At 50.1% G+C, this 25,764-nt stretch carries 22 protein-coding genes; 11 read left to right on the forward strand and 11 right to left on the reverse strand.

Annotation, left to right across the window (positions count from 1 at the left end):
- The first annotated feature begins 32 nt into the window (after nt 1-32).
- On the forward strand, nt 33-1,478 hold the full coding sequence (locus tag R0134_RS12100; protein WP_319782206.1) for a M48 family metalloprotease: 1,446 nt from the start codon (nt 33-35) through the stop codon (nt 1,476-1,478).
- 200 nt (nt 1,479-1,678) lie between these two features.
- Here the strand turns inward: R0134_RS12100 and R0134_RS12105 are convergent, their stop codons facing one another.
- Nucleotides 1,679-2,152: a TlpA disulfide reductase family protein gene (locus R0134_RS12105; RefSeq protein WP_319782207.1), complete on the reverse strand. Its 474-nt coding sequence runs from the start codon at nt 2,150-2,152 to the stop codon at nt 1,679-1,681.
- Nucleotides 2,153-2,336: 184 nt separating this feature from the next.
- Here R0134_RS12105 and arsC point away from each other — a divergent pair, with 184 nt between their 5' ends.
- Both arsC and R0134_RS12115 read left to right on the forward strand, forming a co-directional pair.
- Entirely contained in the window at nt 2,337-2,684 is a 348-nt protein-coding gene (arsC, locus tag R0134_RS12110) for an arsenate reductase (glutaredoxin) (RefSeq protein WP_319782208.1), read from the forward strand.
- Entirely contained in the window at nt 2,684-3,064 is a 381-nt protein-coding gene (locus R0134_RS12115; protein WP_319782209.1) for a DUF2069 domain-containing protein, read from the forward strand. The genes arsC and R0134_RS12115 overlap by 1 nt, the downstream gene beginning before the upstream one ends.
- A gap of 119 nt (nt 3,065-3,183) precedes the next feature.
- On the opposite strand, the gene R0134_RS12120 is transcribed toward R0134_RS12115, so the two are convergent.
- The 4 genes from R0134_RS12120 to R0134_RS12135 form a co-directional block, all read right to left on the reverse strand.
- A complete protein-coding gene (locus tag R0134_RS12120) occupies nt 3,184-3,873 on the reverse strand; it encodes an ABC transporter permease (RefSeq protein WP_319784365.1) in 690 nt (229 codons plus the stop codon).
- Nucleotides 3,874-3,895: 22 nt separating this feature from the next.
- A complete protein-coding gene (locus tag R0134_RS12125; RefSeq protein WP_319782210.1) occupies nt 3,896-4,636 on the reverse strand; it encodes an ABC transporter permease in 741 nt (246 codons plus the stop codon).
- A gap of 105 nt (nt 4,637-4,741) precedes the next feature.
- Nucleotides 4,742-5,518 (reverse strand): ABC transporter substrate-binding protein, encoded by a 777-nt coding sequence (locus R0134_RS12130; RefSeq protein ID WP_319782211.1) that lies wholly within the window; start codon nt 5,516-5,518, stop codon nt 4,742-4,744.
- Nucleotides 5,519-5,631: 113 nt separating this feature from the next.
- On the reverse strand, nt 5,632-6,399 hold the full coding sequence (locus R0134_RS12135) for an ABC transporter ATP-binding protein (protein WP_319782212.1): 768 nt from the start codon (nt 6,397-6,399) through the stop codon (nt 5,632-5,634).
- A gap of 367 nt (nt 6,400-6,766) precedes the next feature.
- Between R0134_RS12135 and R0134_RS12140 the strand changes: the two genes are divergently transcribed.
- Both R0134_RS12140 and asd read left to right on the forward strand, forming a co-directional pair.
- On the forward strand, nt 6,767-7,672 hold the full coding sequence (locus R0134_RS12140; RefSeq protein WP_319782213.1) for a lysine exporter LysO family protein: 906 nt from the start codon (nt 6,767-6,769) through the stop codon (nt 7,670-7,672).
- Nucleotides 7,673-7,850: 178 nt separating this feature from the next.
- Nucleotides 7,851-8,954, forward strand: coding sequence for an aspartate-semialdehyde dehydrogenase (gene asd / locus R0134_RS12145; RefSeq protein WP_319782214.1), 1,104 nt, complete (start codon nt 7,851-7,853; stop codon nt 8,952-8,954).
- Between the two features lie 154 nt (nt 8,955-9,108).
- On the opposite strand, the gene R0134_RS12150 is transcribed toward asd, so the two are convergent.
- Complete coding sequence (locus R0134_RS12150; protein ID WP_319782215.1) at nt 9,109-10,056, reverse strand: GGDEF domain-containing protein; 948 nt, start codon at nt 10,054-10,056, stop codon at nt 9,109-9,111.
- Nucleotides 10,057-10,819: 763 nt separating this feature from the next.
- Here R0134_RS12150 and ycaO point away from each other — a divergent pair.
- Nucleotides 10,820-12,577 (forward strand): 30S ribosomal protein S12 methylthiotransferase accessory factor YcaO, encoded by a 1,758-nt coding sequence (gene ycaO / locus R0134_RS12155; protein ID WP_319782217.1) that lies wholly within the window; start codon nt 10,820-10,822, stop codon nt 12,575-12,577.
- 96 nt (nt 12,578-12,673) lie between these two features.
- On the opposite strand, the gene R0134_RS12160 is transcribed toward ycaO, so the two are convergent.
- Nucleotides 12,674-13,408, reverse strand: a complete 735-nt coding sequence (locus R0134_RS12160) for a DsbA family protein (RefSeq protein WP_319782218.1) — start codon at nt 13,406-13,408, stop codon at nt 12,674-12,676.
- Nucleotides 13,409-13,475: 67 nt separating this feature from the next.
- A complete protein-coding gene (locus R0134_RS12165; protein ID WP_319782219.1) occupies nt 13,476-14,099 on the reverse strand; it encodes an energy-coupling factor ABC transporter permease in 624 nt (207 codons plus the stop codon).
- A 622-nt stretch (nt 14,100-14,721) separates the two neighbouring features.
- On the opposite strand from R0134_RS12165, the gene R0134_RS12170 reads away from it, so the two are divergent.
- Nucleotides 14,722-16,242 carry a GGDEF domain-containing protein gene (locus R0134_RS12170; RefSeq protein ID WP_319782220.1) on the forward strand — a complete coding sequence of 507 codons (1,521 nt, stop codon included), beginning with the start codon at nt 14,722-14,724 and terminating at the stop codon, nt 16,240-16,242.
- A 201-nt stretch (nt 16,243-16,443) separates the two neighbouring features.
- Here R0134_RS12170 and R0134_RS12175 read toward each other — a convergent pair whose 3' ends face one another.
- Complete coding sequence (locus R0134_RS12175; protein ID WP_319782222.1) at nt 16,444-17,139, reverse strand: DUF3108 domain-containing protein; 696 nt, start codon at nt 17,137-17,139, stop codon at nt 16,444-16,446.
- Between the two features lie 428 nt (nt 17,140-17,567).
- Here R0134_RS12175 and R0134_RS12180 point away from each other — a divergent pair, with 428 nt between their 5' ends.
- Nucleotides 17,568-18,197 (forward strand): response regulator transcription factor, encoded by a 630-nt coding sequence (locus R0134_RS12180; protein WP_319782223.1) that lies wholly within the window; start codon nt 17,568-17,570, stop codon nt 18,195-18,197.
- Nucleotides 18,198-18,212: 15 nt separating this feature from the next.
- Here the strand turns inward: R0134_RS12180 and R0134_RS12185 are convergent, their stop codons facing one another.
- Together R0134_RS12185 and R0134_RS12190 are read right to left on the reverse strand one after the other, a co-directional pair.
- The gene (locus R0134_RS12185; protein WP_319782224.1) at nt 18,213-21,692 is read right to left on the reverse strand and encodes a NahK/ErcS family hybrid sensor histidine kinase/response regulator; all 3,480 of its coding nucleotides are present in this window, start codon (nt 21,690-21,692) and stop codon (nt 18,213-18,215) included.
- Between the two features lie 99 nt (nt 21,693-21,791).
- Nucleotides 21,792-22,961 (reverse strand): 3-phenylpropionate MFS transporter, encoded by a 1,170-nt coding sequence (locus tag R0134_RS12190; protein WP_319782225.1) that lies wholly within the window; start codon nt 22,959-22,961, stop codon nt 21,792-21,794.
- A gap of 106 nt (nt 22,962-23,067) precedes the next feature.
- Between R0134_RS12190 and R0134_RS12195 the strand changes: the two genes are divergently transcribed.
- From R0134_RS12195 to R0134_RS12205, 3 genes are all read left to right on the forward strand, one after another.
- On the forward strand, nt 23,068-24,105 hold the full coding sequence (locus R0134_RS12195; RefSeq protein WP_319782226.1) for a ChaN family lipoprotein: 1,038 nt from the start codon (nt 23,068-23,070) through the stop codon (nt 24,103-24,105).
- 379 nt (nt 24,106-24,484) lie between these two features.
- Complete coding sequence (locus tag R0134_RS12200; protein WP_087034992.1) at nt 24,485-24,817, forward strand: DMT family transporter; 333 nt, start codon at nt 24,485-24,487, stop codon at nt 24,815-24,817.
- A gap of 39 nt (nt 24,818-24,856) precedes the next feature.
- Nucleotides 24,857-25,585 (forward strand): glycerophosphodiester phosphodiesterase family protein, encoded by a 729-nt coding sequence (locus R0134_RS12205; RefSeq protein ID WP_319782228.1) that lies wholly within the window; start codon nt 24,857-24,859, stop codon nt 25,583-25,585.
- The last annotated feature ends 179 nt before the right edge of the window (nt 25,586-25,764 follow it).

The following is a 25,764-nucleotide window of genomic DNA, read 5'->3' on the forward strand; positions in this document are numbered from 1 at the left end:
CTACAAGCACACTATAAAACAAGGTAATTAAAATGGGTTTTCATGCGACCAGGCTGGCACTGGCGTTTTCTCTGCTTTTCATGGCTCCAACGCAAGCTGCGAATGGCTTGCCCGATATCGGTACCGCCGGCGTCAGCGCTATGTCCATTGAGCGAGAAGCCCGTTTTGGTCAGGCATTTACCCGTTTTGCGCGCGCCAACCAGCCGGTGATCGACGATCCGGTACTCAATGAATACGTGACCGATTTAGGCCTTAAGCTGTTATCCCAAGCGGATGCGGTGCGGTTTCCGTTTCAGTTTTTACTGATCAACGATGACACTATTAACGCCAGCGCCTTTCTCGGGGGCGTGGTGCAACTGCACACGGGCTTATTCTTGTATGCGGAAAACGAAAGCGAGCTGGCGTCTGTTATCGCCCACGAAATTACCCACGTTACTCAGCGCCATATTGCTCGCTACCTAGAAGCCCAATCCCGCAGTACCCCGCTCACCGTAGCCGGCTTAGTGGGCTCGGTGGCTTTAGCCTTGGTTAGCCCACAAGCGGGCATGGCCGCCTTGCAAACCACCCTCGGCTTAAAGATGCAATCGGCCATCAACTATACCCGAGATAATGAGCTGGAAGCGGACCGCATTGGCTTGCGTTTACTGAGTAATGCCGGCTTTAATCCGGATAGCATGGCCAGCTTCTTTCAAAAACTGGCCGATAAATATCAGTTTGCCAGCACACCGCCGCCTATGCTGCTCACCCACCCATTACCCACCAGCCGTATTGCGGAGGCTCGCAGCCGAGCGCAAGATTACCCTAAGAGCCAGCACCCGGCCAGCTTAGACTTTCAGTTAGCAAAAGCGCGGGTCATGGTGCGTTTTCAGCGCAACAGTGGCAATGAGTTACACCTCTTTTTTGAGCAAGAGGCTAAACAAACGAACGGCGCTTGGCAAACCGATGCTGCTCGCTATGGCCAAGCGCTGGCCTTGCTAAAAATTAATAAAGAAGACTTGGCTCGCCCTCTGCTTAATGAGTTAGCGAGTCGTCATCGGAACAACATCTTTATTCTAGATGCGCTCACCGACTTGGATAACGCTCAAGATAATCACCAAGCCGCGATTACCCGTTTACAACAGGCTCAGCAGCAATTACCTAATAATCAGGTGGTGATGATTAACCTCGCCGATAGCATGCTGCAAGCCGGCCGTTATGCAGAGGCCGTCACTTTGCTGGATAACTATTTGCGCCGTAATCCAGAAAATCCCTTAGCCTGGGAGTTGATTGCCCAAGCCTATCGCCCTCTCAGCGATGAGTCGGCGTTTCGCCAAGCCCAAGCAGAAGTGGCCGCGCTTAAAGGTCGCTACGACTTGGCCGTCGACCAAATGGAAATTGCCGCTAATCTGTCTAAAGACAGCATGCAGCGCGCCCGCCTCGGCGCCCGCTTAATACAACTGCGCCAGCAACAGCAAGAATGGGAAGAGTTAAGAAAGTAACTAGCGCTAAGAGGCCAGCTAACCCGAAATACCACCGCTTGTTGGGCTTATGCTCTTTGCCGTCATACCGAGCTTGCCTCGGTATCTCACTCTTATATTTTAAGATCTCAACGAGATCCTGACGTGCGTCAGGAAGACGGCTTAAGGGCAGCGCTCAGTACTGAGGTAAAAATAGCCTATCTTGTTTGCTTTCCTTGGCGCTATTTCTTAGCCCAATATTTGTCCTGCCAGTCGGCAATATCTTCAGACTTTAATTCCCCTTGATGGGTGGCCACCAGCTTACCTTTAGGATCTAGGATCAAGGTGGTTGGTAATACTCGCGGTGACTCAAAGGGCCAGTCGCCTTCGAGTTTGGCCGCCACCGGCATGATCATCTGATAACGCGCGCTTAAGTCTTGTAAGGCTTGGTTTGATAAGGCATCAAAGCTCACCGCTAACACTGCCGGGCCTTTAGCCGTAATCTGCTCCTGCGCCAATTCATTGAGCAAGGGCATTTCCCGCAGGCAAGGCGCACACCATTCGGCAAAGTAATTCACTACCAGCCATTGGCCCTTATAGTCACTTAAATCTTGTTGCTCGCCGCTAGCCAGCGTTAAACGTGGCTGTTCCTTACAGCCGGTCATTAATGCCATCAGGGTGAGTATTACTACATATCCTGCGTTACGCTTTTTCATCGTCCTTGCCCTCTATGACTACTTTTATACCATGCTCGGCATTATCACAGTACAATCCCCTCATTCGCACCCAAGTTGCACCCTAACCGCCCTAAGGAATTTACAGATCGCGCCGAATTAGGATGTGTAACTTAGGGCCATATTGCACCCTTCATGGGTGCCGCTTATTGATGAGGAGTCTGTAATGAGCCTATCTATTTATCATAACCCGCGCTGCTCCAAAAGCCGCGAGACATTAGCACTGCTCGAAGCACAAGGGCTAAACCCTGAGATTATCAAATATCTCGACACGCCACCTGATGCCAATCAGATCCGCACCCTGCTCGCCCAGCTTAGCATGAGCTCGGCGCGCCAGTTAATGCGCACCAAAGAAGCCATTTACGCAGAGTTAAACTTGGCCGATGAGCAAGATGAAACGGCATTAATCGAGGCTATGGTGGCGAACCCTAAGCTGATAGAGCGCCCAATCGTGGTTAACGGCAATCAAGCCGCCTTGGGCCGCCCGCCCGAGCAAGTGTTGGATATTTTATAATGACCACTCAATTAGCTCGTACATTAGCGCTCATTGGCTACTTCGGCTTAATGTTATGGGTGGTGCTGTGGCATGGCGTTATCTCGCCCTCGCCGCACCTTAGCCTGACCTTCATGCTGATCATTTGGCTGCCTTGGTTGCTGATCCCCATTAAAGGCATGATCCAAGGCAATCCTTATACTCACGCTTGGAGCGTGTACTTACTGCTGCCCTACTTCTTACACTCAGGCGTGCTGTTGTGGACCGATGAAGGCGAGCGTTGGTTGGCGATAGTGGAGCTGCTGCTGGCCGGCACCATGTTTATTGGCAATATGTATTACGCCAAATTACGCGGCCGCGAGTTAGGCTTAAGTATTCGCCGCAAGAAAGCCGAAAACTAAACGTTCTACGCCATACGCCATACGTCCTACCTTGCAGGTCGTACGCAAAACAAAACCGAGTCTGCTGCAGGCTCGGTTTTTTAACTAACAGCGTATGGCGTAACGCTTACCGCGGCCCTTTAGGCTCTAGGCTGCAAATGCTTGGACCAGCGATTTTCTAAGCGGCGAAAGCCCCACACTAGGGCAAAGGTTAAGCACATGTATAACAGCCCTGCTGCTAAGAAGGCCTCAAAGGGCGAGTAATAACGGGAGTTAACAATGCGTGCCGCGCCCGTTAGATCGCCAATGGTGATGATCCCCGCCACGGCTGAGCCGTGCAGCATAAAAATCACCTCATTACTGTAAGCCGGCAAGGCGCGGCGAAACGAGTTCGGTAATATAATGCGGCGCAAGGTAGTGAATTTACTCATGCCATAGGCATAGGCCGCCTCCACTTGGCCTCTAGGCATGCCATTAATGGCGCCGCGAATAATCTCCGCCGTATAGGCGCTGGTGTTTAAGGTAAAGGCTAAAATGGCACAAAACCATGCCTGACTAAATAACTCCCAAGCGATGGACTCTCGTAGCCACAGCCATTGACCGGCACCGTAATAAATAAGAAACAGCTGCACCAATAACGGTGTGCCACGGAAGAAATAAATAAAGGCCCAAGCCGGCGCCTTAAGCAGCCAATGGTGACTATTACGCAAGATGGCCAGCGGCACGGCAATCACTAAGCCAATCACCAAAGACACGGCCACTAGCCACACTGTGGTGTAAAAACCCTGCCAATAGGTGGGCCACTCGTTAGCGATAATCGTTAAATCCATCATCTACCTCGTATGAATCGCGCTATCGGGTGTGCAGCGCATAGCGGCGCTCGGCCCATTTCAAAAAGGAGGTCGAAATGGCGGTGAACAAGAGAAACGTGATGGCGACTGCCATATAAAAAGTAAAAGGTAACTGAGTGGCACCGGCGGCCAGCGAGGCTTTTCGAACCATATCATCAAGACCAATAATGGACACCAAGGCCGTTGTTTTCAGCAACACCAACCAGTTATTACCCAGTCCAGGCAGCGCATGGCGCATCATTTGTGGGAATAAAATACGCCGCAGCACTTGGCCCTTGGTCATGCCGTAAGCCCGCGCCGCTTCTAGCTCGCCTTGGTCGACCGCTAAAATGGCACCGCGAAAGGTTTCCGTCATATAGGCGCCAAAAATAAAACCTATGGTGAGCACGCCGGCAATAAAAGGGCTGAGCTCAATATAATCGGGCACATACGTCGTCCATTCATGAGCGGGATTATCGCCACCCAGCCAAGCATTGAGCTTTTCATTTAAGGCGGCCAGTGAATTATTGAGTAGTACTTGGCCGCCAAAAAACAGCAGCATCATCAACACTAAATCGGGGATACCGCGAATGACTGTGGTGTAAAGTGTGGCCAACCAGCGGGCGGGTTTAAAGGTTGAGAGTTTCGCCAGCGCCCCTAACAAACCTAAGGTCACGGCTAATAATAGGGAGAGTAAAGCCACTTGTATGGTGAGCTCGGCGCCTTGCAGCAAGGAGCTTTCGTATCCTTTTAAGTCCAGCATCACCCGCTCCTGTGGTATTGGTCGCCTAGCTGACTAATTCTGCAGTCCTAAACAAGCAAACCCTAGACAAAAGGCCACTTAACTTAAGTGGCCTTTGTTTACTCTTTATTCGCCGTAAACGTCGTATTCAAAGTATTTATTATTCACGGCTTCGTATTTACCATTTTCTCTGATATCCACAATGGCCTTATTGATCTTGTCTTTTAAGTCTGAGTCTTGCTTGCGTACGGCAATACCAAAGCCATCGCCAAACCATTTTTCATCGGTAATAGAAGGCCCCACAAATTCATACTGATTGCCGCCGTCTTTATTCAGCAGCCCTTCTTCAATGGCGGTGGCATCTAAGAACACATAATCGACCCGACCCGCTTTTAAGTCCAGATAGGCTTCATCGGCGGTGCCATAACGCACTAAGCTCACTTCCTTACCGAAGTTTTCAGTGAGATATTTATCGTGCGTGGTGGCAATTTGCACGCCTACTTTTTTACCTTGTAACCCGGCTTTGCTGAGATCAAGCTCGGTACCCTTTTTGGCCACAAACTTATTGGGCACTAAGGCATAACGGTCAGTAAAATCGACGGTGCGCTGGCGCTCTTCGGTGATCGACATGGCGGCAATAATGGCGTCGTATTTACGAGCCAGCAGCGCCGGTATAATGCCGTCCCAATCTTGGGCAATCAGCTTACACTTCACCTGCATCTGTTCGCACAGCGCATTGGCCATATCCACATCGAAACCTTGCAGCTGGCCCTGCTCATCGGTCCAAGAGAATGGCGGGTAGGCCCCTTCAATACCAAAACGTACGGTTTTCCATTCCTTGGCCTGCACAGCACCGACAGCCAACGATGCCATAATGGCACCGGCGATTAACAGTTTTTTCATGGTGTTACTCCTTGTATTACGCTTAGCTCTGATAAAGATAAAACCATTCTGCTGAGCAGAGTTTAGCGGCGGTCAAGCCACTACAGTACGCGTGCAACATTTGTTAGGCGGACTTAATAGACCGACGAAATAAACTGTTTAAAGCGCTCAGATTTTGGGTTAGCAAACACCGTTTTAGGGTCGCCTTGTTCCTCCACCACGCCTTGGTGCAAAAACAGTAATTTATTCGCCACTTCTCGGGCAAAGCTCATTTCGTGGGTCACCACCAACATGGTACGGCCTTCTTCGGCTAGGCTCTGCATCACCGCCAACACTTCGCCCACTAATTCAGGATCCAGCGCCGAGGTGGGCTCATCAAATAACATCACTTCTGGCTCCACCGCCAAGGCCCGAGCAATAGCGGCTCTTTGTTGTTGGCCACCGGACAAATGATTGGGGTAATCATCGCGCTTATCAAACAGACCGACTTTGTGTAATAAAGCCTCAGCCTGCTCAATGGCTTGTTTTTTCGGCACTTTTAGCACCTGGATCGGCACTTCGATGATATTTTCTAAGATGGTCATATGGGACCATAAATTAAAACCTTGAAACACCATGGCCAAACGAGAGCGAATACGCTCCACTTGGCGCATATTTGCGGGCTGGCGCTGGCCATCTTTGCTGGTGCGCATCTCAATCAGCTCACCGTGTAAGCGCACCTCGCCGGCGTTGGGAACTTCCAGCAGATTGATACAGCGCAGCAGCGTCGACTTGCCGGATCCCGACGAGCCAATAATAGAAATCACATCTCCCTGCTGCGCAGTTAAATCAATGCCTTTTAGCACTTCAATCGAGCCAAAGTTTTTATATAAGCCTGACACCTCAAGGGCGGGTTTATTCATCAAAGAATCCTTGCAACAGGGCTGCTATTCCTACCTTAGCCGCTATTCAGCTCGCCAACAGCAACGCTAAAGTAACAATTAATTAACCTGCTTTAAAAACTAACACCTGTTTAGGGCAATAACAACTGAATGTCTTTGTCCATGTTGCTATCCGTGCCTAAGCGCATAAAAACACGCAAAAACAAGCCGTTAACTAGTAAGGTGTCGCTAGCGGTTAAACGCTACGCTTAGTCTTTCGTTGCCGTTCGGGCTCACGTATGCTGCGAGCCTCGATGTAAACTATTGTTTTGCTCATTGGCTGTTTTAGGTATGAGTGTTAGCTCACGGCCTTGTTCTCCCACTCCCCCGCTTTAGGGAATGTCATTTTATGTATTCCGGCTTATTACTGGTGTTACTGCCCCTTATGCTCGGCTATTGCGTGCCTTGTCGCTCGACGACGATTTTACGATTGTTGAATCTAGCGGTGGCACGCATGGTGTATTTGATTTTATTTTTGATGGGCATCAGCCTGGCTTTTGTTGATAATTTAGTCAGCCATTTGGGCACTATCTTCAGCGTCAGCTTGGTATTTTTGGCGAGTATCAGTGCGGCCAACTTAGCGGGACTGTGGTGCTTAGATAGGCGCCATAACCGGCTAACAGGCGAGCCCGGTGCGCCCTTGCAAAGCAAGTGGCGCTTATTGCTGGATTCGGTTTGGCTGTGTTTGGTGATTTTGGCCGGGGTGGCCATTGGCCAAGTGCTGGATGCCAGTTGGTTTGCAGTGGACACCTTAAGTGAGTGGGCACTGATGTTGTTATTGCTGCTGATTGGCGTGCAACTGAGAAACTCGGGCATGCCATTACGGCAAATTTTACTTAATCCTTGGGGCTTGAGTATTGCCGCCGTGGTGTTAGTCAGCTCTTGGGTCGGCGGTATTGCAGGCGCCTTGATTTTAGATATGCCACTGCAGCACGGCTTGGCCTTCTCCGCAGGCTATGGCTGGTATTCACTATCAGGCATTTTAATCAGCGACCAATTAGGCCCAGTACTGGGCAGCGCGGCCTTTATTAACGACTTAGCGCGTGAGCTATTCGCCATCATGTTGATCCCCACTTTAATGCGCCGCTTCCCGTCCGTGGCCATCGGCTATGGTGCCGCCACCGCCATGGACTTCACCTTGCCGGTATTACAACGCTCTGGCGGCGTGGCCGTGGTGCCCGTAGCTATCGTTTCGGGGTTTATCTTAAGCCTGGCCGCGCCCGTATTTATGTTAGGGTTTTTATCATTAGGCTAAAATCACCCCCTGCGTCGTACATAAGGCGCTTAACGCTAAGCGCGTGTTTGAGCGCTCATTGAAGCTAAATTAGCCGGTTATCGAGGGAATTTCCCTTTATTTCTTGCACCTTGGCGCTCAATCCGTATTGTGAATAGAGAATTTGATTTATTTACTTCCAAAGGAAGGATACTTGAATATGAAAACTGTAGGTCTGGTCGGTTGGCGCGGAATGGTAGGCTCGGTATTAATGAGCCGCATGGTAGAAGAAGGCGATTTCTCCCGCATTAAACCGGTCTTTTTTACTACCTCGCAAGCGGGTCAGCCCGCGCCTGATTTTGGCACCGACGCCGGTACGCTGCAGAATGCCTACGACATAGAGGCGCTCAAGGCGTTAGACGTAGTCCTCACCTGCCAAGGCGGCGATTACACCAATGAGGTGTATCCGGCACTGAGAGCGGCGGGCTGGAACGGTTACTGGATTGATGCGGCGTCTGCACTGCGTATGGACGACGACGCCATCATAGTGCTGGATCCGGTAAACGGCAAAAACATCACAGATGCACTGGCTAAGGGCACTAAAACCTTCGTCGGCGGCAACTGTACCGTCAGCTTAATGATGATGGCGCTGGGCGGTTTGTTTGAGCAAGACTTAGTCGAATGGATAGCCGTGTCTACCTATCAAGCAGCCTCCGGTGGCGGTGCCCGTCACATGCGCGAGCTGATTAATCAGATGGGTATGTTGCGTGATGAAGTGGCCGATGAACTGGCGGATCCCGCTTCTGCTATTTTGGAGCTAGAGCGCAAAGTCACCGACAAAACCCGCAGTGGCGACTTACCTGTCGATAACTTCGGCGTACCTTTGGCCGGTAGCTTGATCCCATGGATTGATACTCAGCTCGACAATGGCCAAAGCCGTGAAGAGTGGAAAGGCCAAGCCGAGACCAATAAGATCTTAGGTAACAGCCAGCCCATCCCTATCGATGGTCTCTGTGTGCGCATCGGTGCGCTGCGTTGCCACAGCCAGTCGTTTACCATTAAGCTGAAAAAAGATCTGCCGATTAGCGAAATCGAACAGATCTTGGCGGCTAACAACGATTGGGTAAAGGTTATCCCCAACGATCGCCAAGCTTCCATGGAGCAGCTAACCCCCGCCGCCGTAACCGGTACCTTGAATGTACCAGTGGGGCGCTTGCGCAAGTTGAACATGGGCCCAGAATATCTGTCAGCCTTCTCAGTAGGTGACCAGCTGTTATGGGGTGCCGCCGAGCCGCTGCGCCGCATGTTGCATCTACTGCCGTAAGCACACACTAAGCACAGACCTTGTGCAGCTAAAGAGCCCGCCGAATGGCGGGCTTTTTTATATCGGCTGCATTAGCTTCTGGTGCGCTGTTCGAGGGGATAGATTCGGGGTAGATAATAATAAAACCAACCACGACCCCCACTTTACCAAAGCGCTACACCTGCGCCTCTTGCATAATCACCAGTTGCAGCTCGTCGGCTACTACTTGATTTCGGCCCATCGCCTTAGCTTGATAGAGCCTTTCATCCGCCAGTTTTACGACAGGTTCAAATGCGGAGATATCATTGAAGGGAGCCACTCCCGCACTAAAGGTCACGAAAATGGCCGCATCATTATGGTGAAATATAATGTTGGCGAACTCATCTTTTATTTTTCTGATCAACGATTCCGTGGCACTTATTGAGATATCGTAAAAAACCAGCAAGAACTCTTCTCCTCCCCAGCGCGCCGTTAAGTCCCCGCCTTTAACATTATCTTTGAGCAACTTAGCGAGCCGAATCAGCACCAGATCACCAAAGTCGTGACCGTAGTTATCATTAACAGATTTAAAGCTATCTATATCCAGCATCACCATGATGGCCGATTGCTGGACACCCTTTTCCTTTAGGGCGACCATAATGCCATTGCGATTCAGCAAGCCAGTTAACGGGTCGGTATTGGCGAGGTATCTGTGGTTTTCTGAGGTTTCAGAGATCACGGCATAAGAACCGATACGAATCCACTCACTGGTCAAGATCAACACATACAGGCCAAAAGAGGAGGCGATGATCCTGATGGTTTCCGCGTGGGTGTAATTATAGACAAACGTGAAGGGCCCTAAAATAAGTACCGAGCTTATCACCAAATAAAGCCCCATATAAATGCTGCCGACTTTGGGTCCTGCTAGCAATACCATCAACATAGAGATGGAGTAGGTCCAATATACTCCAGAGCCATCAGCACCCCCACCCAACAGCAAATACCAGGTTAAAAAGAGCAAAGTAGAAGCCAGAAAAAGGCTCATTGGCTGAGTATTAATGGCTTTTCTGACGATAAAGGCCACGGTTAAGACTATACCGATAAAGAGAAACAGCACACAAAACAGTACGAATCGCCCCTGCATAAGAGAAACAGTCCCAAAAATGCAGAGAAAAAGTGTACCAATCGCCGAGAAGGCGAGCACTAATGTCCGTTTGCGCTCATTCTCAATTTCGCTGGGGGTTTTTCCAAAGTTCAATATGTGTCCCTCCGCCCTTACGTGACGCCATTTCCAGTAGGCTGGGCGCACTCAAGAGTACGCTTACTACTTAACTCGAATAACGATGCCGTTAGCATCCTGCTAGGGCATGGCGCATTAGCGTCCACCTGCATATTATCCACTTATTATTAGTCGTGCTTTTTGTGAACCGTATCTTGGGTGCGTAACCTTAATCTCCACGGCACGCTACACATGACAAAGAGTTTCTCATTATAGGTCGCACCTATTGCAAAAAGATAGAGTCGCGCGAGTTGCCACCCAAAGCTCAGAGGGTTACAGCCATTTCGCTCACTTTCCTCGGCACTGTTGATGTATTTATACAAATTTCCGCTTACGAACACACCGCCTGCTAATGGTGAGCGCGATGAATGAAAAGATAACGCCGTAACCGGAGTGCCATATATATCTTCACAACAAAATATAGTTGTTATCTGAATAAACTGTCATAAAAATCGCCCGTAATAACCACTACCAGTCTCCGTACTCAGTACTTTCCCCTATCAGTAAAAGTGAACACCGCCTGCTATTGAGCTTGATAACCGAAGTGGCTCTTAAACATACTTGTTCATTTTCTGTTCGCGGGTTAGGATCTGCCTCCTTTTTTGCCGATCACCACCCCGAGGCTCTCATGAAAACATTCATTCCTAGCAAAGATGCTGCGCTGGAAGACTCTATTAGCTACTTTCAGCAACAGCTCATCAACTTGGGGTTTGATATTGAAGAAGCCTCTTGGCTCAATCCGGTACCCAATGTGTGGTCGGTGCATATTCGCGATAAAAGCTGTGGCTTATGCTTTACCAATGGTAAAGGCGCCAGCAAAAAAGCCGCTTTGGCTTCGGCACTGGGCGAGTACTTCGAGCGTTTAGCCACTAACTACTTTTTTGCCGACTTTTACTTAGGCAAAGACATCGCCGAAGGCGACTTCGTACATTACCCGAACGAAAAATGGTTTACCTTGCCCGCCGACAATAGCCTGCCAAACGGCATGTTAGATGACTACACCCGTGGCTATTATGACCCCGAGGGTGAAGTGACCGCTGATATGCTGATCGACTTGCAGTCCGGCAATGAAGCTCGCGGTATTTGCGCCCTGCCCTTTGAGCGCCAAGGTGACTTAGAAACCGTGTATCTGCCGATGAATATCGTCGGTAACTTGTATGTGTCTAATGGCATGAGTGCCGGTAATACCCGAACCGAAGCCCGCACCCAAGGCTTATCGGAAGTCTTTGAGCGCAGTATTAAAAATCGCATTATTAGCGATCGCATCAGCCTGCCCAGAATTCCTGCTGAAGTACTGGCTCGCTACCCGCACATTGAAGCGCCGATTGCGGCATTGGAAGCCGAAGGTTTTCCGATTCATGCCTTTGATGCCTCATTAGGCGGTGATTATCCGGTGATTTGCGTGGTGTTATTTAACCCAACTAACAGCACCTGCTTCGCTTCTTTCGGCGCTCACCCACGTTTTGAAGTGGCATTAGAGCGTACCGTGACCGAGCTGTTGCAAGGTCGCAGCTTAAAAGAGCTGGATGTGTTTGTGCCACCGTCTTTTGAAGACGACGAAGTGGCAGATCATCATAATCTGGAAACCCATTTTATTGACTCGTCAGGCTTGATCAGCTGGGACTTGTTTCAAGACCAAGCGGACTATGAATTTGCCGACTGGGATTTCAGTGGCAGCTCAGAGCAAGAGTTTACCCACTTATTGGCAATTTTTGACCGCATTAATCAGCCGGTCTATATCGCCGATTATGAGCATTTAGGCGTGTATGCTTGCCGAATTTTGGCACCGGGTATGTCAGATATTTACCCGGCCGACGACTTAACCATGGCCAATAACAACATGGGCGCGCATTTACGCGCCACTTTGTTAAGCCTGCCAGGCTCAGACGCCGACGCAGAGCAATTGATGGGCTTATATGAGTTGTTAGAAGAAGAAGGCTTCGATGACTTTACCCGTATTCGTGAGCTGCTCGGTATTGCCTCTACAAAGGGCAGCGCTTGGCACACCTTAAGAATTGGTGAGCTAAAATGCATGCTGGCCTTGGCGGCAAACGAATTGGAGTTAGCACTCGAATACGCAGACTGGACCTTGAGCTTTAATGCCTCAGTATTTAGCGATGAGCGCCATCGTTACTATCGCTGTTTGAAGGCGGCATTAGAGCTGCACTTAAGCGAAGACCGAGACCCTGCTCAGTATGTCTCAGCCTTTAACAGTATGTTTACTGAAGAAACCGTGACTCAGGTGTGGGCACAAATTGCCGGCCAAGCGCGTTTTCACGGGCTAACCCTCGCCGATGAAAGCTTAGCGGATTTCCCTGCGCACCAAGGCTTGTTGGCGGTGTATGAGAAGTTACAGCAGGCAAAGCGTAAGCACGCTGCAAGCTAGAAGTTTTCAGAATACAAAAAACCGGCCTCGGCCGGTTTTTTTATGTCTAACGCATGAGCTTAAATCAGACGTTTATCTTTTAAGGTATTTCAGCCCTTAAGATTTTTTATCTTTTAAGATGTCTTTCAAACCCGCCACGTCCACGGCACCGGGGATCAAGGTGCCGTCCGGGAATACCAAGGCTGGGGTGCCGTTTAGGCCTAAGCTTCTGAACAAGCTCATGTTTTGATTAAGCTTATCCGATATTTTTTTATCGTCGGCAGCCGCCAATAAAGTCTTGCTGTCTAAGCCGGCTTTATCGGTAATGCTGGCCAAGGCAGCCGTGGACACTTTCTTTTGGCTCATCAGCGCTTGATGCAGCTCAGCATACTGGCGAGGTGCTTCCATGGCCGTGGCTAAGGCTAAGCGCGCGGCTTGTACTGAGTCAGGACCTAAAATCCCTAAGTCTTTAACGATGATTTTTAGCTCAGGCTCGTCTTTGATCAGCGTCAGCAGCGTTTGATTCATACGATGGCAATAAGGGCAGTTATAGTCGGTGAAATACACCACAGCTAGCTTGCCGTTAGGGTTACCTAAAATACCATCGGTTTTACTGGAAAACAGCTGCTTGGACTGCTGTTTTAGCTGTTTAGAAAATTCAGCTTGGCTCGCCAGCTGATCTTTTTCTTCGAGCTTAATAATGGCTTCGCGCAAAATTTCTGGCTGCTCAAGCAAGGTTTCACGCACCAGCTTTTGAAACTCAGCTTTGCTCATCTCCGCCTGAGCGGGGGCTGCAGATAATAGGCCTAGGGCTAAAATAGGCGCCAAGGCAGGTAAGAACTTAACGGTCATCAGCGTCTCACATAAAAAGGATGAAAAGGCAGCCTATCAGACATACAGGTAGCGCTGGAAGCTTATATTACTTATTAATAATATAATCGCGATCCCGATAGGTGCACACCCATTCGGGCTTAAACAGCACCAGCACGGTAATGGCCATGCCGTTGAGTAAGGCTTCTGGGAACAATAATAAAGGCAGCACGCTCAGGTAGTTATCAACCACTACTTGCCAGCTATATTGGTCACTCCACACCATAAATCCCGAAAACAGCAAGGTTTTAAGGGTAATGGTCAAGGCTGCATTAAAGAAGCCGGCCACAAAGATGTAGACAAACAAATGGCGGTACAAGTAGCTGTAAGTTAACAAAAATAATAGATAGCTAGCACTGAGCGGTATTACCACACCCAACAACAGATTGGGCCCGAGCATAGACCAAGATTCAAATCCAAAAGCGGTGACAAGCAACAGACTTAAGCTGCTCATCATCAACCCCATGCGCCAACCTAGCAGCAGCGCCAGCGTCGTTAACCCCAAGAAATGCACTTCTAAGCCCGGCTTTACGCCCGCTTGCAGCATCCATAATGGCACTAGGGCAATGGCGGCTCCAAAACACAAATGATGCCGGGTTTTATCACCCAGCCAAGTTCGCCAATCAAAACTCCAAGCCGCGCCTAGCAGCACTAGAATGCCTATTATTACCACGCCTCACTCCTCCGCTTGCTCTTAAATCTTACCCTTACCTGATTACCCACAAAGCTCAGCCATGTTTCAGTGAACTCAGAACCAATAAATTTAATAGGTTACAGAGAGGTGCCGCCTCTTCGGTAAAGAATATGAGGCTCAGTTTGGTATTTTGACCTTGTAGGGGCCCGTCTCTTCGGCGAAGAGGACTTCGGCCCGGTTTGGTGTTTTGGTTTAAATCTAAACCTCAGTAACAGCCAGCAGAGCTGGCCTGCCTAAGTCCTCTTTATTAAAGAGACGGGGCAGCTACAAAGAACAAACCGAAACAGGGTGCATTATGGCTGAGATTCATACGTAATCAGGTACCCTTAAACCCTATCTTTCGACCATAAGTAGCCAAGCCTATTCTTAAACCCCTGCAGTTTGAGTCACAAATAATACCTCAGCGTTGTGCAAAACGGTATCGCCAGCCTAGGCTAACGGGATCCATGATCCTCGCTTTAAGCATAAGAGAAGCTCGCCGCACACTAAAGTAATAAGTCGCCCATTTTTTTTCATTTGCCTATACAATGCAAACTATTGATTAGACTCAAGTGCAGACAAGAACCCCGTCTCCTTAATAAACACACGTGCAGGTACATGGATGATGCTGCCTAATACACCCCGCCGACTATCATTGGACCCTTATTCTTTGCTGGCCAGTTTGCTGTTGCTGCTTACGCTGCTATTAGCGAGCTGGTTTGTGAGCCGCCATTGGCTGGGTTTGCGCATTGAGCAACAGTTACAAGAGCTGACTGTGCAAAGCCATGACGTCATTAATGCCGCCAACAAAGAGCTCGTACAAGGCAGCGCGCACATTACCTCCATTACTCACACCTTGGCGGGCATGTCTAGCATGCAGCGCTTTCTGCTCACTCCCAGGGGTAGACCCAACTTACAAACTGATTTGGATGAGTTTCACCAGCGCTTTCAACTAATCGGCGTCTGGCTACTGGATAAGAAAGGCAAAACCCTGCTGCAAAGTGCCGGCTCTACTCCCCTAAATCAACAGCAAAGCACACAAGTGACACAAGTCAGGGCTTCGCCACACTTGGTGTTTGATCTAGAGCTCCAACAAGCTAAAAACTATTATGCCCACTCTATAACCCCTAATGGCAACCTGACCCTATTGGTGGGCAATACCATTGCTGCTATCAGCCATAACGCCAATCGCATTAACTTATTAGTAAGTGGCTCCAGCAACCTTATCTTGCTCTCGGATGATAGCCGATGGTTGGGGTATAAGATTCCGGAGGGGGGCATAGATCCAGAGATGACGGGCGATAGCCTCGCCCTCCCCTTGCACACCAATCTCGTGCAGCCGGAAATTTTACTGCTTGGTGACGACCAAGCTCCGGTGCTGTTTGTTAGCCAAACGAGTACTAAAAAGGGGGTGCAGATTCACGTATTAGCCGATGCCAGCCAAATTTATTATCAGGCCAGTGTGAAAAATAAGCTCGCCGCCGTGATGGCGTTTACCATTACCGGTTCGGTGTGGGGAGGATTATTAAGCTGGCTAACGTTTAGGCGCGGTCGCCAACATCAGCAACTGATGGACTCAGCCCATCAAGAGCTACTGCGCTTAAACAGCCAACTTACTCACCTAGCCACCACAGATCCGCTCACCCAGAGCCCTAACCGGCGCGCCGCCGATACCCGATTACGCCACGAGTTAGCGAAGCTGCAGCGTTATCAACACCCCTTTTGTGTGGTGATGCTAGACATAGATTTTTTTAAACTCATTAATGACGAACATGGCCATGATGTGGGTGACCAAGTCTTGTGTCATTTTGCCGTAACGGGCCGTGAAACCATACGGACCACGGATGTTTTGGCGCGGATCGGCGGAGAAGAGTTTTTACTGATCTTGCCTGAGACAAACCAAGAGCAAGGGCTGTTGCTGGCTCAGCGACTGCTGGATACCATGGCTGCTAGCCCTTTATATCTCAAGGATAAAACCATCAAGTTTACCTTTAGCGGTGGCTTGGCTGAGGCGCAAAGTACCGACGATATCCACCAGCTATTGCTGCGGGCAGATGACTCACTTTATGTAGCCAAAAGTCAAGGTCGGTGTCGTATTATTGGCGATCAGCCGGTAGAGGAAAAACAAGCGTTACTGGGCTAGATCTAAAAGATGCAGGGATGAATGCAGGTTTAACTTAATGGGATTGAGTCGCTTAGGGCGAGATGGATGCGAGATAAATGTGCCTATCATCAGCAAGTCACCTTGCTGATGATAGGCACATAACGTCTTTAGTGAGTAGCAACGGAGCTGATTAATTTAAGCTCATTCAGCCGTGCCAGTCATGTTAGCAAGGCATGCTAATTATTTTACTAGGGTATAGCTGAGCTTACTCAAGGTCACGGTAACCGAAAGCTGGCGGTTTTCATCGTGACTGATTTGCACCAGTTGATAATCCAGTTTTGGCGCCACCCAAAAGCGGGTTTTGCGCTTACTGTTACCGCGATCGCGCTCTACGATCAAACTTTCGTAGGGGCCAATGCCGGTGTTAACTATTTCTTTGCCTACCACCTTAAAGGTGGTCATTTTAATTTCGCCGTCGCGCGCCACCGGATAAGTAAGCGTGGTTTTACCGGCCATTAAGTCGCAGCGCGCCTCAAAGAAAAAACTGACCGGATCGAAGGCTCCCTCTTTGATGGGGACTAACTTATCGCCATCTTTATTCTGAAACAGCACCATCTTAGTCTTTTGATCAAATACCAAACGGTCTTCATTGCGCGTGCCTAAGTACTTGGTCTTGTAGCTAAAGGTTTGCGGGATAGCGTTACAGTTTTTCCAGGTAAAACTGGCTTTTTGATCTACATCTAACAACCAGTGGGCCAGTGAAAAGTGCACGTTATAACGGTCGTTATTGCGATCTATTTTTAAGGTATTCACGCCACGAGTCTTATCGCCGTTGAGTATCACGCTGTATTCGGCGCTTAAATGATCAATATCTTGTGCGAAGGCAGAGCTACTGGCGAACACTGCAGCCAGTAACCATAAAAGGTGTTTGGTCATGGTCATTTCCTTATCAGTGATGCCTGTCTAGGCAACAGCCGGTAAATTGAAGGTGCAAATGAGTTGAAGGTCGAAAGTTCTTAATAAGATTAGCTTATTGAATTTACTCTTCTTTATACCTTAATTTTTTGCGCTCAGCATTTTCTAGCTTAAGCACTTCTGCATAGAACAAGCTTTGTACCCACCATACACCAACTCAGCCCCCCAAAGAAAACACCATCATGATCACCACCAAATCGATGCGTCTATTGCTGCCCATTGGGCAATTTGCAGCGTACTGCGCTTGCGGCTGCAAATGTCCTAGCATTCCCTGACTGGATCACGAAAATCGTGCCCGCGGGTTCTCAGTTTGAGTGTAAGATCCTATGATAACGCCACATTATGCTTATTTTGCTCAACCGTAGACCGAGCCAAGGACGTAACTACTCATGGATACAGGCTATCGCATTATCATTGCCGATGATCACCCCTTGTTTCGTAATGCGCTGCACTTAGCGGTCAGCCAAGCCGTCCCCGATGTCCAATTACAAGAAGTGGACTGCATCGAACAGTTAATGCAGCTATTAGCAGAGCAAGGTGAGGTAGATTTATTATTGCTGGACTTGAAGATGCCGGGCGCCAGCGGCTTTTCTGCATTGGCAACCTTACGCCACCTTTATCCGGATCTACCGGTGGTCATGGTCTCGGCCACGGAAGAACCCGCCGTGGTCCAGCAAGCCATGCACTTTGGCGCCATGGGCTTTATTCCTAAATCGACGCCGCTGCCCGATTTGGTGGCCGCCCTGCACGCTATTTTAGCGGGGGATACCTGGTTTCCTGCCGGCGTGAGCCTGTCGGCCGCGCCCGCCGATAATATTGCCGAGCGTTTAGCCAGTCTCACGCCCCAGCAATTTAAGGTGCTCACCATGTTGTCTGAGGGCAAGTTAAATAAGCAAATTGCCTTCGAGCTCAGCGTCTCCGAAGCCACCGTTAAAGCCCACGTCACCGCCATTTTTCGCAAACTCAATGTCCAAAATCGTACCCAAGCGGTGATAGCACTGTCGCAAACCGGTGAATAGTGTAGCGTAAATGTCTTAAACCAAATGCTGCAATAGCGCTCTTAGTTTCATGGGTTTTACCGGTTTGCTTAAGTAACTTAACTTCAATTGCTGCAGTCGCGCTTGCAGCTCGGGCTGGCGGTCGGCGCTGATCACCACCGTGGGCACAGTCCCATATTTCAGGTGTAATTGGCTGACCACATCAATGCCAGTTTCACCCTCGTCTAAGTGGTAATCCGATAAAATAATCTCCGGCATAAAGCCGTCTTGATAATGTTGTTCTGCGGCTTGGGCGGTAAGTGCTACGCGCACGTCACAGCCCCAATGGCCAAGCAGGCTCGCCATGGCGGTTAAGATATCCCCATCGTTATCGATACAAAGTACCTTTAAGCCCACCAATTGGCTGTTATTCACATTAGGCGCATTACTTATTACGGCATTGTCCGCCAAAGAAGCTGACTTACCGCGGCCCGCAACTGCTCTGGGCACGGTGACGCTAAATACCGAGCCTTTGCCCTCGATAGAGCGCACCGCCAAGCGGTGATCAAGCATCCGTGCCAAGCCTTGGGCGATGGCCAAACCTAGCCCTAAGCCTTGTTGATGTTGGCGTTGGCCGTGCTCTAAGCGCATAAACTCATCAAAGATTAAACGCTGTTTATCCTCGGCTATGCCAGGCCCATTATCCCAGACTTCTAAGCATAAGCTGTCGCCTTGATGGCGCGCGCCCAGCAATACTCGCCCGCCCGAATTATAGCGCAGCGCATTGGTGAGAAAATTCTGCAAGATGCGGCGCAGTAACCGCGGATCACTGTGTACGCCCAACCGGCTGTTCACCACCGAAAACCGCCCACCATCTTGTTCAACCAACACATCAAATTCGGCTTTAAGGGTGTCAAATAGCTCATCTAAGGCAAAGTCCACGGGCTTAGCGGTGAGCTTGCCGGACTCTAAACGCGACATATCTAATAAGTCGCCAATTAAGTCTTCTGCCGCCACCAAAGAGCGGTCGATATGCCCAGCTAAGCGGCGACTTTCATCATCAGGGGAAGTCTCTAACCAAGAAGAGGCAAACAACTTGGCAGCATTAAGTGGCTGCATCAGGTCATGACTCACGGCGGCTAGAAATCGGCTTTTAGACGCACTGAGTTTTTCCGCCTCAACCGTAGCGACCAATAACTGCTGATTCACGGTCGAGAGCTCTTGAGTGCGCTCCGCCACTCGTGCTTCCAGCTGCACATTGATATCTTTCAGTAATTGCTCTGCTTGGCGAAAGGTGGTGATGTCATTAAAGGTCATCACGAAACCGCCGCCCGGCATGGGATTGCCTTGCATCTCAATCACCCGGCCATCGGGGCGAGTGCGTGATGACACATGGGGTGTGCCGGCCTGCATATGCCGCAGGCGGCGCGCCACATGATTAGCGACGGATCCAACGCCACACAGGCCGCGCTCGGCGTTAAAGCGAATAATATCGCTAATGGGTCGCCCCACTTGGATCAAATCCACCGGGTAACCAAATAGCTCGATGTAGCGCCGATTCCAAGCCACTAAATTAAGCCCTTTATCGACCACAGAAATACCTTGGCCTATGTGCTCGATGGCGCCTTGTAATAAACCGCGGTTAAAGCGAAATACATCCCCCGCTTCATCGACTATGGTGGCCAGCTCATCCAACTCCATGGAGCGACCTTGCAAAGCCGAGGCCAGCACCAAGCGCGCGGACGAGGCACCAAACACGCCGGCCAATACCCGCTCGGTGTGGCGAATTAAGCTGGGGGGCGCTTGCATGCTGCCATCGAGCGTCCCTTGCTCACCCGCATAGCGAGAAAACGCACGACTCACCCGCGCAGCACCCACAAAGCGCGAGGCCAACTGCTCCAGCTCTTGTACCGATACTTTGGCCCGATACACGCCGCCGTGATCTTTCTGTTGGCGGCCCACAAACGCCGCGGCTTGCAAGCGCTCGCTGACCGTAGACATCGACCACCAAGAGCCCAGCACATAGGCGATTAAGTTAAACAATAAGCTTAAGAAGATGCCCCAGGTGACGGGGCTCATGTCCGCTACCGCGCCCCAGTTCGGCGGCGTTAATAGCCATAATAAAACGTTGCTGTTGGCATCACCGGCAAACAGCCCAGTTTCGGCCATTAAATTTAATAGCCACATCAACATGCCCAGACTTAAGCCCCAATAGGCGCCGCGCCGGTTGCCGCCGCGCCAAAATAAGCCCAACACCAAGGCCGGAATAAACTGGGCAATGGCGGCAAAGCTCAGATATCCAATGCGCGATAAACTGTCGATATCTCCTAGCCACAAAAATACCAGCCAAGCGGTAGCCATAATGGCGACAATGGCGGCGCGTCGCACCTTGAGTAATAACTGCGCTACATCATTAAAGTCTGCGCCCTGCATTTGGCGGCGACGCAAGATCATCGGCAGCACTAAGTCATTACTGACCATAATGGCGAGCGCGATAATAGAAATAATCATCATGCCGGTGGCCGCTGAGGCACCACCAATAAAGGCCAGTACCGCTAAACCCGGCTGGCCCTGCGCCAGCGGCAGGCTAATCACATAGGTGTCCGGTGAGGCCGCCATCGGCAGCCATTGTTGACCGGCCAGCGCCAGCGGCAGCACAAACAGCCCCATCAATAATAAGTACACCGGAAATAACCGCCGCGCCCAATGCAAATCCGCAGGGCCGTGGCTTTCAACGACGGTCACGTGAAACTGGCGCGGCAGGCAGAGCACTGCACTCATGGACAACAAGGTATACACGCCCATATCCAGCAGATTAGCGCCGCTGACCTGCGTAAAGCTGTTAATAAAGCGCTCGGTTACCATTACCCGTTCTTGATTGGGATACATGATGATCAGCCAGAGCGCGAAGCCGCCCACCATAATAAAGGCCACTAACTTAACCACTGACTCCACCGCAATCGCCACCATAACGCCGCGCTGGTGCTCGGTGGCATCAATATGACGGGTGCCAAACAGCAGAATAAACACACTGAATAATATGGTGACCATTAAGGCCACTTGGCTGGCATTTTGGCCATCAGCGCCCACCACGTCGGGCGCCACTAAATGCAGCCCCATCACGATGGCTTTGAGCTGTAAGGCGATATAAGGCAAAACGCCGACGATGGCGATCAGAGTAACGTACACGGCTAAGCGTTGGGATTTGCCATAACGGGCGGCAATAAAGTCCGCAATCGAGGTAATGTGCTCACGCTTGGCCACATCAATCAGCCGGGCAATAAAAGGCCCAGCCAAGGTAAACATAATGATGGGGCCCAGATAAATCGAAAAGTAAGACCAATTATCGGTACTGGCCTGACCCACAGTGCCAAAAAAGCTCCACGACGAGCAATACACCGCCAGCGACAAGCTATATAACAAGGGCCGCAGTCGGCCGCCTTGATGACCCACCTTGGCCTTGTCACCCAGCCAAGCGCAGAGAAATAGCACCGCTAAATAAGCCAGTGCGATATTAATGACGGTCCAGCCCTGCATGAATGTTCCTTTATGAAGAGTGAGGCATAAAACATGCGCTTTACGTTTAACGCCTTACGTTCGTTTCTCGAAGACTTGGTTTAACGTATCGCGTACGGCTTATCGCGTACAGCTCGGCACTGCCATTAATGGCCTACGCAATAACCAAAACACCGGTAATACCAGCGCCGCCATTAACCAAAAAACCTGCCCCGCCAGCACAGGGTACAATTGACCCGATAACGCAAACAAGAGCGCCACCATCAAGCCCATAGCCAAGGCTGCATATAAGGCCTGCGCACTGGGTGCCACTTGGGGTGCTAAATCACAACTGATATAACGGATGGCGCCTAAATGACTCAAACAAAAACTGCCCGCATGCAGCAGTTGCGCCACGATTAACCAGCCCAACTCTGTGGTTGCGCCCAGCATACTCCAGCGCACCAAGGCACACGCCGCACCTAAGGCTAATAGATGGCGAGCGCTCAAGCGTGCAAACCAGCGACGATTGAGCGCCAACACCACAATTTCAGCGAGTACGCCTAAGCCCCACAAATAGCCGATAGTACTGGTGGCGTAACCTTGCTGCTGCCAATACAGGGCGCTAAAACCATAGTAAAAAGCATGACTGCCTTGTAGTAAGGCCACGATCAGTAAAAAGCGCTTTATGCCGGGCCTACGCCACACCGCAAGCAAGCGCTCCCCTGCTGGCTCATCAGCAAGCGGCTGCGGCTTAGGTGTGACCGGCACTAAGCTCATTAAGCCTAACCCCAGCAGCGCCAGCACTAATAAGTGCAGCACCCAATGCACACCAAAGCGCTCACTCACTTGACCGACCAAAATATTAGCCAAAATAAAGGCCACAGATCCCCACAGCCGAGCCTTGCCGTAATCTAGCTGCACTTGCACGATATAACGGCTGGCCAAGGTATCGTTTAGCGGGAGCAAGGTCGGATAAAAAAAGTTAACCAACAGCATGAGTAATAGCAAAGCCAGCCCGCTTTGTGCCCCATAAAAGCCTAAAAATCCCAACATACTTAACCAAGCTAACAGGCGCAGCATAGGTAATAATTGCGCAGCCGAGCGTACTTGGTTCATCACCAACAGATTACCCAAGGTACGTGCCAGCATACTTAGACCCAGCAAAAAACCTATCTGATGTGCCGACACGCCCACACTGTCTAACCACAAAGACCAATACGGCAGGTAAATGCCGTAACTAAAATAAAAAAGAGCAAAAATAGCGGCCAGCCAAGTGGGTGGCGAGCAAGCTAAAGGGCGCAGCGTCATAATTTAACCCTAATAAATACGGCAATTGAAGATAAGGAGACCAAACTCGATTACCATTTGCAGTCATTGGTTGTTGTTGCTTAATCCATTTATTAATCGAGGTATTATGCGCCTTTTATTTTGCAGGCTTTGCCCAGCACTGCTCTGCCTATTGATCATGGGCTGCCAAGTGAGTGAGCCATTATTATCACCAAGCCTTGAGCTATCACGAAATCTTGAGGCATCAAAAAAGCTTGAGCCAGCTTCAGCTCTCACCACGCTCTATGATTATCAACTATCTGACACTAACAAGCAGCCGCTAACGCCTGCCCAAGCCGCGGCACAATTAGCGGACTTTGATGTGATTATGGTGGGCGAATTACACGGTCATCAAGGCATTCATCGTTTTCAAGCAGACTTATTCGCTCATTTGCTTCAGCAACACCGCCCTTGGGTCTTGGCCATGGAGCAGTTTAGTCGCGATCATCAAGCAGAGTTAGACAGGTATTTAGCCGGCGAGCTGGGCGAAGACGCCTTTATTAAACAAGCACAAGCTTGGCCCAGCTATAAAAGTGACTATCGCGCCCTGCTCACGCTGGCAAAAAATAACCGAGCGAAAAACGTGCCTGCAACCGTGATCGCCGCCAATGCGCCGCGAAGCATAGTGCGCTGCATCGGCAAATTTGGGCCTGAGTATTTAAAGACATTGCCTGCAAGCGATCGTGGCTGGGTAGCCGAGCAGCTGACCTTGAGTGATGATGATTATAAGGCGCGTTTTATGGCCAACCGCCATCATGGTCAAGCGCCGAGTGAACAGCAATTTGCCGCACAAACCAGCTGGGACGACACCATGGCCGAAAGCATTGCTGACTATTTAGCGCAACAGCCCAGCCACGGCGTTATGCTCACCGTCGGCCGTTTTCATATTGCCGAAGGGTTAGGCACGGTCGCGCGCCTGCAACAACGAAACCCTAAGCTTAAAATAGCGCTGATATATCCGGTCACGGCGGATGAAGCAGCGCCCGAGGCTCTCAGCGCACGTTCGGACGCACCGCCAATAATGTGGACAGTCAAGGTGGCTGCTCTGCCGCCCACGCGTCTTGAGGGCGAGCCACTGCCAGCCTTTAGCTTAGGCGAGCCGGATTGCCCCTTTATGAATAAATAAAGGGTGAATAAGTAAAAGGGTACCTGATTACCCACAAAGTTCAGCCATGTTTCGATGAATTTAGCATCAATTAATTCAATAGGTTACAGATATGTACCGCCTCTTCGGTAGAGAACATGAGGCCCAGTTTGATATTTTGACCTTGTAGGGGCCAATTTATTCGGCCCGGTTTGGTGTTTTGGTTTAAATCTAAACCTCAGTAACAGCCAGCAGAGCTGGCCTGCCGAAGTCCTCTTTATTAAAGAGACGGGGCAGCTACAAAGAACAAACCTAAATAGGGTGCATTATGGCTGAGGTTCATACGTAATCAGGAAAGGGTAAGGCGTTACCGAACACTTTCATTTTGCCGATTACAGGTTTTATTTTCAGAGGAATACTCATGCATGCTTACGGCTTATTGGCCATCGCCATAGTGGCAGAAGTGCTGGCTACCACGGCCTTAAAAGCTTCCATGAGCTTTACCCGTTTAGGGCCCAGTATCATAGTGGTGGTTGGCTACGGTTTGGCTTTTTGGCTACTCACGCTGGTGATGCGCACCGTACCGGTCGGGTTAGCCTATGCCATTTGGTCTGGCGCGGGCATCGTATTAGTTACGCTACTGGCAGCCTTTTTTTATCGCCAGTTACCCGATACCCCTGCACTGATCGGCATCAGCTTAATTATCGCCGGCGTCTTGGTTATCCAATTGTATTCCAATACGGGTGGTCATTAAGGTGGCCATTAGGCCGCAAATTATATTTAAGGAAAAAACATGATCATCTGCGGCCATCGCGGCCTAGCCAGTGTGGCACCGGAAAATACCCTCGCTGGACTCATGGCTGCCCATGCAGCGGGTCTAGACTGGGTCGAGATCGACGTACAACTCAGCCAAGATAAACAAGTGGTGCTGTTTCATGACGAGCAGCTGTCTCGTTGCACCGATGGCCAAGGCACTTTGCGCCAGCATACCTGGCCCCAGCTTAAAACATTAGATGCGGGCCGCTGGTTTAACGATGATTTTGCCAATGAGCGCATGTGTTTATTAAGCGATTATTTAAGGCAAGCCTGCGAGCTCAATATTAAGGTTAACATTGAACTTAAGCTGTATCCCAAAGACTGCGTGCTTGAGTTATGCCAGCAAGTGAGCCAGGTGCTAGAGGCATTATTTAGCCAAGGTAGGATCACCGCCGATCAACTGCTGTTTTCCAGTTTTGAGCCCGCCGCTCTTAGTCAGATGCAACAACTGGTTCCTGAGGTGCCACGCGCCTTACTGGTAGAGCGCATTCCTGTTGATTGGTTGGCGCAATTACAGCAATTAGACTGCGAGGCTCTGCACTGCCAGCACAACGCATTAATGCCAACCCTGGCCCTAGCCATTATCGACGCCGGCTATCGGGTGAGCTGCTATACGGTAAATAAACAAAGCCGCGCCAACCAACTGGCCAGCTTAGGTGTGCATATGATTTTTAGTGATAAGTCGTTGAAACAAGCGCCAAGCTAAGAGAAAGCCGTACGTTTAACGCTGTACGCCTTACGTTAAAGATGAAACCTGTTTTAGTTTTTTCGTACAGCGGTCGGCGTAAAGCGTACAGCTGATAATAACAGCGTCGAACACCTAGCATGGATGCAAGGGGAAAACGGGTTAATTTTGTGCATCAGAACCTGCGGTGCAGGTTTTCG

Origin of the sequence: Oceanisphaera sp. IT1-181 (assembly GCF_033807535.1) — a bacterium.
Taxonomy (GTDB): domain Bacteria; phylum Pseudomonadota; class Gammaproteobacteria; order Enterobacterales; family Aeromonadaceae; genus Oceanimonas.